Consider the following 891-nt stretch of genomic DNA (forward strand, 5'->3'; position numbering starts at 1 on the left):
GCACCGCCGAGGCCCTCGCGGCCGAGCAGCGGCTCGCCGAACTGCTCAGCCTGCCGGGAGTTCCCGACGCACGGCGGACCGGACTTCCGGGACCGCGCACGGACACCGACCGCGCCACGGCTGACTCCGCCGCCGGGCCTTCCCCCACGGAAGACGCCCTGACCGCCGGGGAACTCGACCGCTTCGGCGACGAACTGCGCGAACTGCTCGACGAGGCCGTCTCCTCCGCCGAACGGCAGCTGTTCGACCTGAGGACCGCCGCCGCGGACGACGCCCGCATCCTCGGCGCCCTCGGCGACGGCGGACTCCTCCCCCCGGGCCCGGACGTACTGGCCACGGTCGAGTTCCTCGGCGAGCACGGCATCCCGGCGCTCCCCGGGTGGCGCTACCTCGCCCAGGCCGTCGACCCGGCCGACCACGCGCGTGTGCTGGCCGCCCGCCCCGAACTGGTCGACGGCGTCATCATCACCGACCCCGACTCCCACCTCCGCGCCCGCGACGCCCTGAGCGACGCCGCCCTGCTGCCCCGTTCCGCCGTCGCCGTCGGCACGGCCGGGGCCCTGCTCGCCCCCACACCGGCGCCCGGCACGGACACCGGTGACGTCTTCCTCGTCCCGCCGAACCCGGCCATGCACGACGAGCACGCGGCCGACGAGGAACGGCAGACGCTGCGCGCCCGGGCGACCGAGCGGGACGAGGAGATCCGCGCCCTCGCCGCCCGGCTCGCCAAGGACCGGGAACTCGCCGCCCGGCTCGCCTCCTGGCGCACCGGCTGCCCCGCCGGGCGGCTCACGGAACTGGCCGGCACGGCGCACGAGGCGCGGGCCTTCGCAGAGGAGGCGGAGGCCGAGCTGGCCGAAACGCGCACCGTACGAACGGAGGCCGAGGAGG

The 891-nt window shown here is 76.8% G+C and carries 1 pseudogene; it reads left to right on the top strand.

Going from position 1 to position 891, the window contains the following annotated elements:
- Positions 1-891, top strand: a pseudogene (locus B9S61_RS00105) (hypothetical protein); the annotation flags it as partial.

This window comes from Streptomyces sp. SM1, from assembly GCF_002910825.1.
Lineage (GTDB): Bacteria > Actinomycetota > Actinomycetes > Streptomycetales > Streptomycetaceae > Streptomyces > Streptomyces okerensis.